Here is a 902-nt window from a genome sequence, read left to right on the forward strand (position 1 = left end):
ATATCTTGCTCCTGCGGTTACTCGTCGCATGAGGAAAATATCTTGCTCCTGCGGTTACTCGTCGCATGAGGAAAATATCTTGCTCCTGCGGTTACTCGTCGCATGAGGAAAATATCTTGCTCCTGCGGTTACTCGTCGCATGAGGAAAATATCTTGCTCCTGCGATTACTCGTCGCAAGGCAGCATGAAGTCATTCAAAGAAGAAGGTCATGACGGGATTGAAGTCAGTTGCCTTGTTCAGTTTTGAGAGTACTCAACACTCTCAATAAAGTTACTGGAATGTGCTCCTGCGCGCTCCTTGCGTCGCTTTCTCGTCGCAAAGCTGCATGCAGTATCACAATGACGTTCCTCATGAAGGGAACGAAGTCAGTTGCTTTGTTCAGTTTTGAATGAATTCTTTTAGGAAATCATTCATTTGTATTGGTTAACAAAGAGAATCAAGCAGATCGAGGAAGCGAATGGTCGAGGAATGGAGCGTAGTTGTCTACGTGACATGACCGAGATCCAGGAAGCTGACGAAGAGCTGCGCCGATTATCTGCCGTTAACATGGTTCTTTGAAAACTAGATCATGATAAACAAGTAAGTTCATCGGAGTCTTGTTCACAAAACAAGATGAGATCGAACGAACGTCAAGAATTCAAAGGCAATGGAGACATTGTCTAAAAAACGACCTTTTGAAAAAGATCGTTTTTGGCAAAGAGATTCGAGCAGGTCGAGGAAGCAAGTGTTCGAGGAATGAAGCGTAGTTCCCTACGTGACATGACCGAGAAACACGAAGCTGACGAAGACATGCGAAGAAGATCTGCCGCCAAAATTGGTTAAGTTAGAAAGGGCGCACGGTGAATGCCTTGGCACTAGGAGCCGAAGAAGGACGCGACGAACGGCGAAACGCCTCGGGGAG

1 protein-coding gene and 1 rRNA gene are annotated in these 902 nt (G+C 46.1%); both read left to right on the top strand.

Annotated elements, in window-relative coordinates:
* Positions 1-415: 415 nt before the first annotated feature.
* Entirely contained in the window at positions 416-559 is a 144-nt protein-coding gene (locus M3202_RS21990; RefSeq protein WP_251225349.1) for a hypothetical protein, read from the top strand.
* A gap of 258 nt (positions 560-817) precedes the next feature.
* A 23S ribosomal RNA gene (locus M3202_RS21995) occupies positions 818-902 on the top strand; the annotation flags it as partial.

The organism is Halalkalibacter oceani (assembly GCF_023715605.1).
GTDB classification, from domain to species: domain Bacteria; phylum Bacillota; class Bacilli; order Bacillales; family Bacillaceae_D; genus Halalkalibacter; species Halalkalibacter oceani.